We start from the raw sequence: 6,759 nt of genomic DNA on the forward strand, positions 1-6,759 counted from the left end.
CCGGTTGCGCGGTGGTCGGCACCTGGCCCGGCGCGGGACGCCGGGGGCCTGGAGTGCCGTCGGAAGCGGGCTTGGCACGGGTGCGGTTGTGGTCGCCGGGCGCTCTGACCTCGACCGGTGGCAATTGTTCGGAGGACGCTTGCTGCGCCAGCGCGGCAGAAACGTACAAGGCGGGCGCCAGCATGCTCGACGCGAGCAGGAGTGCCCGGCGTTGCTTGGTGGCGGTGATAGCAGAGAACATCGGCGAGACCTCGGTATGACGTCAGTGGCACGTCACAGCGATCCGAGGCTCACCATCGCGTTTCGCGCTTCAGGTGAAGCAAATGTCTGTACTCCCCGACCGACATCGTCGCGTGTGACCACGTAAGACGGCAGGTCTCCTGGCTCGCGGGTCGTTACCCTTCGTCGCCTTCCCAGGACCGAGACGCCCAGTGGCATATGACGAAGGATTCACCGCATACAGTTGCGGGGGCAGCCGCGGCTTGAGGGAAGTTTCCCGGTACCGCATTCCCTTTTGATCCCGATAGGAACCGTCGGAGCCATCTAGGATTTTGGCGACGCCCGAGTCAATCCCGGCGAAACTGCGGCGCCCCATCCCCAATACGCTTTTTTGTTCCGGTGTCGCTTGTCTGCCACCGAATTCGCTGCAAGAAGCAGGGCGCGATGAGTGCACAGGATTTCACGATAGCGGCGGGTCTCGCCGCGCGGCGGCGGTTGGGGGCGACCGTTGCGATGATTGCGTTGGTTGCCGTGCTGATGCTGATCTCGCTCGGCACCGGCCCGGTGCGGCTGTCGCCGCTGACGGTGATCGAGGCGTTGTTCGGTGGCGGCAGCGATGTAACGCAGGTGATCGTGCGCGAGATCCGCCTGCCGCGGACCATCCTGGCGTTCGCGATCGGCGCCATTCTCGGTCTGTCAGGCGCGGCGCTGCAGGGCCTGTTGCGCAATCCCTTAGCCTCGCCCTCGCTGTTCGGCGCGCCGCAATCGGCGGCGTTCGGCGCGGTGCTGGTGATCGCGCTCGGGCTGGCCGATGTCCGCTCCTACGCGCTGCCGGTCGCCGCCATCATCGCCGCGTTCGGCTCGGTGTTCGTGCTGCTCGCGATCGCTGGCCGCAATGCGGGGCTGTTGATCCTGATCCTCGCCGGGCTTGCGATTTCGAGCCTTGCGGGCGCTGCGACGGCGCTGGTGATGAACCTCGCCAGCAATCCGTTCCTGGTGCTGGAGATCGCGTTCTGGCTGCTCGGCTCGCTGGAGGATCGCAGCTTCCAGCATGTCGCGCTGGCGCTGCCGTTCATCGTTGCCGGTGCGGCCATCCTGCTCTCGCAGGCCAGCGCCTTCCGCGCGCTCACGCTTGGCGAAGAGACCGCGCAAAGTCTCGGCGTCGACGTCGGCCGCCTGCGGCTGTTCGTGATCACAGGCGTCGCGCTCGGCGTCGGCGGCGCGGTGGCGGTCACCGGCACCATCGGCTTCATTGGCCTGGTCGCGCCGCATCTGATGCGGCCCGTGATCGGCCACGACCCGGCGCGGCTGTTGGTGCCGAGCGCGCTCGCCGGCTCGGCGCTGTTGCTCGCGGCCGATATCGCGGTGCGCATCATCCCGTCGACCTCGGACATCAAGGTCGGCGTCCTGACCTCGATCATCGGCGTGCCGTTCTTCCTCTATCTCATCGTACGCGAGCGCCGCGCGCTCGGCGGAGGCGTCGCATGACGGCGCTTGTCGCAGAACATCTTAACGTCGCGCTCGCCGGCCGCCGCGTGCTCAGCGACGTGTCGCTGCAACTCGCCTCAGGTCATCTCGTCGCCCTGGTCGGTCCGAACGGAGCCGGCAAGACCACGCTCTTGCGCGCGCTCGCCGGTCTCATTCCCTCCGATGGTGTCATCAAGGTGGGTGGCGAGGCGCTCGCCGCGCTGCCGCTGCGCGAACGGGCCAAACGCTTCGGCTATCTTCCGCAAGGGCACATGGTGCACTGGCCGCTGCCCGCGCGCGACATCGTCGCGCTCGGCCGCTATCCGCATGGTGCCACCGATCCGGCACGGCTGTCCCCGCGCGATGTCGAGGCGGTGGTGCGGGCGATGCAGGCGGCCGACGTCATGGAGTTCGCCGAGCGCCGCGTCACCGAGCTTTCCGGCGGCGAGCGCAGCCGCGTCGCACTGGCGCGCGTGTTTGCGGTGGAGGCGCCGATCATCCTGGCGGACGAGCCCACCGCCTCGCTCGATCCGCGCCACCAGATCGACGTCATGAAGGGGTTGCGTGCGGCAGCCGACAAGGGCGTGCTGGTGATCGTGGTGACGCACGACCTCGGCCTTGCCGCGCGCTTTGCCGACCATGCGCTGGTGCTGTCGCAGGGCCGCCTCGCCTCGCAGGGCGCGCCCGCGGACGCGCTGTCGGAAGCAGTGATGGCCGACGTGTTTCGTATCAGCGCCTTCCGCGCCGAATATCAGCGCGAGACGGTGATCGTGCCGTGGGCGGAGATCTGATGCGGCGCCTCGCTGCATTCCTTGCAGCGTTCGCCCTGTCCACCACTGTCGCGCTTGCGGCGAGCGCGCCGCGCATCGTCTCGATGAACGTCTGCAGCGATCAATTGCTGCTCTCGCTCGCCGATCCCCAGCAGATCCTGGGCCTCAGCCGATTCTCCCGCGAGGCCTGGCAATCATTCGCCGCCGACAAGGCGCGCCGCTTCCCGATTCTCTCCGGCGGCGCGGAGGACGTGCTGGTGCTGAAGCCCGACATCGTCGTCGCCAGCCTGTTCGACAAGCGCGCAACGCGCGAGCTCTTGAAAGCAAACGGCCTTCATCTCGTCGAGTTCAGCGTGCCGCGCACGCTGGACGAGGTGAAGGACCAGATCCGCGAGATGGGCGAGATCGTGCAGCATCCGGACCGCGCAAAGGTCGCGATTGCAAGGCTCGACGCCGCGATCGCCCAAGCGCGCGAGGCCGCGACCGGCAAGCACTATCGCGTGCTGCCGCTGGCGCGCCGTGGCTGGGTGTCCGGCAGCGACAGCCTGGTGTCGTCGCTGCTCACCGAAGCGGGCCTCCTCGATCCCGCCGGCGACCTCGGCGTCGCAGCCGGCGGCTACGCCTCGCTGGAAGCGATCGTGCAACTGAGACCGGACTTCATCCTGGTGTCGGAGGCCGGTGATCGCGCCGAAGACAACGGCCGCGCCTTCCTGCTGCATCCGGCGCTGGAGCACTTCTATCCGCCGGAGAAACGCATTGTGCTTCCCGAACGTCTCACCGTCTGCGGCGGCGTGATGCTCGCCGACGCGCTGGACGTGCTGACGAAGGAATTGCAGCGCGTGGCGCGGTAGCTCCATCCCCCGTCATTGCGAGCGCAGCGAAGCAATCCATCTCTCAGCTCGTCATTCCGGGGCTCGCCAACGGGTCCGCGCAAAGCGCGGCCCGATGACAGGCTCCGCGAGAACCCGGAATCCATTCTTCCACTTGCGCATGCGGCGCAATGGATTCCGGGCCTGCGCCTTCGGCTCATCACGGGATGACGAGCGGAGAGATGGGTGCGCTCGCCCCGAATTACGCTTCCGCTTCATCCGGGGCTACGGCCGTAACCATTATGATGAAGGCGCGCCCAAATCGCGCATTGCGACGGCGCGCGCGGAATAGCAGGATTGCGCCGGTGTTGCGCTTTGTATGACAGGAACAGGAGAGCATCGTGCCAGAGTTTGTGGTTGAATTCGGCAAGGACGGCGGGCGGGTCGAAGCCGACGGCCGGCTTGATGCGGCGGCCTTTCATCGCAACCATCAGCCGATCTGGGCAGTGCTGGAGAAATTTCTTTTGGGTCGATCCGGCGACGTGCTGGAGGCTGGCAGCGGCACTGGCCAGCACGTCGTGTATTTCGCGGAGCGGACCCCCGACATCATTTGGTGGCCGAGCGATCTCAACGACGCGCATCTGAAGAGCATCGCGGCCTGGCGCGCATACGCCGCCCTTCCGAACATCCGTCCGCCGCTGAGGATCGATCTCTCCGATCCGGCCTGGCCCGGTGCTGCGCCTGAGGGCGGCGAGCTGCCAAAGCTGCTCGCGGTGTTCTGCGCCAATGTGATCCACATCGCGCCCTGGCGCGTCGCCGAGGGCCTGTTCGAAGGCGCCGCATGCCGCTTGCGCGATGATGGCCGGCTGTTCGTCTATGGTCCCTTCAAGCGCGACGGCAAGCACACCGCTCTCAGCAACGCCGTGTTCGACACATCCTTGCGCAACCAGGATCCCGACTGGGGCGTGCGCGACATCACCGATATCGAGAAGCTGGCGGGGCGCGTCGGTCTGTCATTGGAGGAGGCGGTAGACATGCCCGCGAACAACATGATCCTGGAATTCGCGTGCGCGTGATCGCTCCCCCGCGTCATTCCGGGGCGCGTCATCGGGCCGCGCTTTGCGCGGACCCGTTGGCGCGCCCCGGAATGACAGCGGTGAGTGGAACAATCACGCACCATCCACCCACCCGATCTTCTCCCGCAAGAACCCAAGTCCCAGCGCCATGAACGCGGCGCGCTCCTTGTTGTCCTTGCCATAGCCGTGGCCGCCGGCGGCGGGCTCGTAGAGATGGGCCTCATATCCCATTGCCTGCAGCTTGGCGGTCATCTTGCGGGCGTGGCCGGGATGCACGCGGTCGTCGCGGCGCGTGGTCGCGATCAGGATCGGTGGATATTTCTGGCCCGGCTTCGCCATGTGATAGGCGGAATAGGTTTGTAGCCAGGCCCATTCTTCGGGCTTATCGGGATCGCCATATTCGGCGATCCAGCTCGCACCGGCGAGCAGCTTCGTGTAGCGGCGCATGTCGATGAGCGGGATGGTGCAGAACAGCGCGCCGAATCGTTCGGGGTAGCGCACCAGCATGTTGGTGATCAGGATGCCGCCGTTCGATCCGCCTTCGGCCGCGATCCGCCCGGGCCGCGTGACGCCGCGCTTCACCAGATCGGCGGCGACGGCCGCGAAGTCGTCATGCGCCAACCGCTTGCCCGCATAGCGGCCGGCGTCGTCCCAGCGCGTGCCGAACTCGCCGCCGCCGCGGATATTGGCCTCGACAATGGTGCCGCCGCGCTCCAGCCACAGCTTGCCGAGCGCCGGGTTGTAATACGGCTTCATCGCAAGACCGAAGCCGCCATAGGCGGTCAAGTGCACCGGCGCATCGCCGGTCTCGGTCGCGGGGCCGGTCTGCACGTAGGGGATGCGTTCGCCGTCGATGGAGATGGCCTCATGCTGGGTCACCACGAGTCCATCCGCGTTAAACGTCTTCGGCGCCTGCTTCAGCACCGTGGGCGCTCCGACCTTCTCCATCAGCATCAGCGAGGACGGCGTCAGCGGGTCCTGCACATTGGCGAGCAGGTCGCCCTTGCTTTCGGAAATATGGCTGTCGAGGCGCCAGACATCGACGACGCCGATCCCGGGCAGCCCTTCGAGCCGCTCGCGCGTCCAGCCACCAGCCGATGGCGTGCAGATCTCGAACACCGGCCGCAGTTCATCGAGGATCGACAGCACCAGCCGGCCCTCGGTCCAGAAGAAGCCTTGCAGCGCCCGCCGCGGCTCCGGCTCGAACACGACGGTGAAGTCGCGGCTGCCTGCGAGGAAGGCTGACAGCGACATGCCGAGCACCGTATCGGGCGCATAGGTCTTGCCTCCGATCGTCCACGGCTCGCGCAGCTTGACGACGAACCAGTCCTGATAGGCGAGCAGCCAAATGCTGGTGGGCAGATCGAGCTTCGTCTTCGTACCCGTCTCGTCGCCCAGCCAGGCACTTAAGTTGAAGAAATCGAGCCGGTCGACGAACCACATCCGTGGGACCGGCCCGGAATCATCGAGTTGAGCGGATGCGCTCATATGGTCGGCCGGCACCTCGAACACCACCGGCGCGCGTTCGGCGGCCTCGCCGCGGCGCCACAGCCTGACAGTCCGGGCATAGCCCGATGTGGTCGCCATGCCCTCGCCATAGGCGCTCGACAGCAGCAGCGTGTCGTCGTCGACCCAATCGACGCCGCCCTTCGCCTCCGGCAGCATGAAGCCATCGGCGACGAAGCGCTTCGCCTCCATGTCGAACTCGCGCAGCATCACCGCGTCGCTGCCGCCGCGCGACAGGCCGAGGATCGCGCGCCGATCATTTCCCGGCCGCATGGACGTCCAGTTCAAGAGCCAATCCTCGCCTTCATCGGCGGCAAGCTGGTCGACGTCCAGGAGGATTTCCCAGTTGTGATTGGCTTTGCGGAATTCCCCGAGCGTCGTGCGCCGCCACAGGCCGCGCGGATTCTGCGCATCCGTCCAGAGATTGTAGAGTAGCCCACTGCGCCTGGTGACATAGGGAATGTTGTCCGGCCGGTCGAAGATCGCGACCAGCGCGTCGCGATCGGCGGCAAATGACGTGCCGGTGAATTTCTCTAGCGTCAGGGCGTTCTGCCGCTCCACGAATTCCAGCGCCCGCGCGCCTTCGATCTCCTCCAGCCAAAGATAGGGATCGTCATCGGGCGCAACGATCGTCGGCCTGTCGTCGATGGTCATCGTGAGAACTCCCGGGGTCACGGTCCCATCGATGTAGGCACTCGCACCTGCGCTGTCCAATGGGCGCGCCGCTCGCGCCAGCAACACCGCCCCCGTCATTGCGAGCGCAGCGAAGCAATCCACGCCTCCACTTGCGGCGCTATGGATTGCTTCGCTGCGCTCGCAATGACGATGTGGATGCTTTGGGTGCGACATAACAACCCGACGGGCAAATCAGCAGAAACGTGTCCATCCCTCACGCGAGAAATATTCCGCTTT

At 66.4% G+C, this 6,759-nt stretch carries 6 protein-coding genes and 1 riboswitch; of the genes, 4 read left to right on the forward strand and 2 right to left on the reverse strand.

The window, feature by feature from the left end; translation table 11 throughout:
• Positions 1-241, reverse strand: a 241-nt coding sequence (locus tag CWO89_RS38895) for a hypothetical protein (RefSeq protein ID WP_130583620.1), incomplete at its 3' end; no start/stop codon positions are given.
• 112 nt (positions 242-353) lie between these two features.
• A riboswitch (cobalamin riboswitch) is annotated at positions 354-550 on the reverse strand.
• 182 nt (positions 551-732) lie between these two features.
• Between CWO89_RS38895 and CWO89_RS38900 the strand changes: the two genes are divergently transcribed.
• The 4 genes from CWO89_RS38900 to CWO89_RS38915 all read left to right on the forward strand — a co-directional run bounded on the left by CWO89_RS38900 (position 733) and on the right by CWO89_RS38915 (position 4,341).
• The gene (locus CWO89_RS38900) at positions 733-1,707 is read left to right on the forward strand and encodes a FecCD family ABC transporter permease (RefSeq protein ID WP_394569255.1); all 975 of its coding nucleotides are present in this window, start codon (positions 733-735) and stop codon (positions 1,705-1,707) included.
• Positions 1,704-2,477 carry an ABC transporter ATP-binding protein gene (locus tag CWO89_RS38905; RefSeq protein WP_130583622.1) on the forward strand — a complete coding sequence of 258 codons (774 nt, stop codon included), beginning with the start codon at positions 1,704-1,706 and terminating at the stop codon, positions 2,475-2,477. The genes CWO89_RS38900 and CWO89_RS38905 overlap by 4 nt, the downstream gene beginning before the upstream one ends.
• Positions 2,477-3,307 (forward strand): ABC transporter substrate-binding protein, encoded by an 831-nt coding sequence (locus tag CWO89_RS38910; RefSeq protein WP_130583623.1) that lies wholly within the window; start codon positions 2,477-2,479, stop codon positions 3,305-3,307. The genes CWO89_RS38905 and CWO89_RS38910 overlap by 1 nt, the downstream gene beginning before the upstream one ends.
• A 359-nt stretch (positions 3,308-3,666) precedes the next feature.
• Complete coding sequence (locus tag CWO89_RS38915; RefSeq protein ID WP_130583624.1) at positions 3,667-4,341, forward strand: DUF938 domain-containing protein; 675 nt, start codon at positions 3,667-3,669, stop codon at positions 4,339-4,341.
• 93 nt (positions 4,342-4,434) lie between these two features.
• On the opposite strand, the gene CWO89_RS38920 is transcribed toward CWO89_RS38915, so the two are convergent.
• Positions 4,435-6,501 carry a prolyl oligopeptidase family serine peptidase gene (locus CWO89_RS38920; RefSeq protein ID WP_130583625.1) on the reverse strand — a complete coding sequence of 689 codons (2,067 nt, stop codon included), beginning with the start codon at positions 6,499-6,501 and terminating at the stop codon, positions 4,435-4,437.
• Positions 6,502-6,759: the final 258 nt, after the last annotated feature.

This window comes from Bradyrhizobium sp. Leo170 (assembly GCF_004296405.1).
Lineage (GTDB): Bacteria > Pseudomonadota > Alphaproteobacteria > Rhizobiales > Xanthobacteraceae > Bradyrhizobium.

What these genes read in the sequence shown, in the direction of transcription:
- CWO89_RS38900 (WP_394569255.1), top strand. Translation starts at nt 733, where the DNA reads ATGATTGCGTTGGTTGCCGTGCTGATGCTGATCTCGCTCGGCACCGGC.
- CWO89_RS38905 (WP_130583622.1), top strand. Translation starts at nt 1,704, where the DNA reads ATGACGGCGCTTGTCGCAGAACATCTTAACGTCGCGCTCGCCGGCCGC.
- CWO89_RS38910 (WP_130583623.1), top strand. Translation starts at nt 2,477, where the DNA reads ATGCGGCGCCTCGCTGCATTCCTTGCAGCGTTCGCCCTGTCCACCACT.
- CWO89_RS38920 (WP_130583625.1), bottom strand. Translation starts at nt 6,501, where the DNA reads ATGACCATCGACGACAGGCCGACGATCGTTGCGCCCGATGACGATCCC.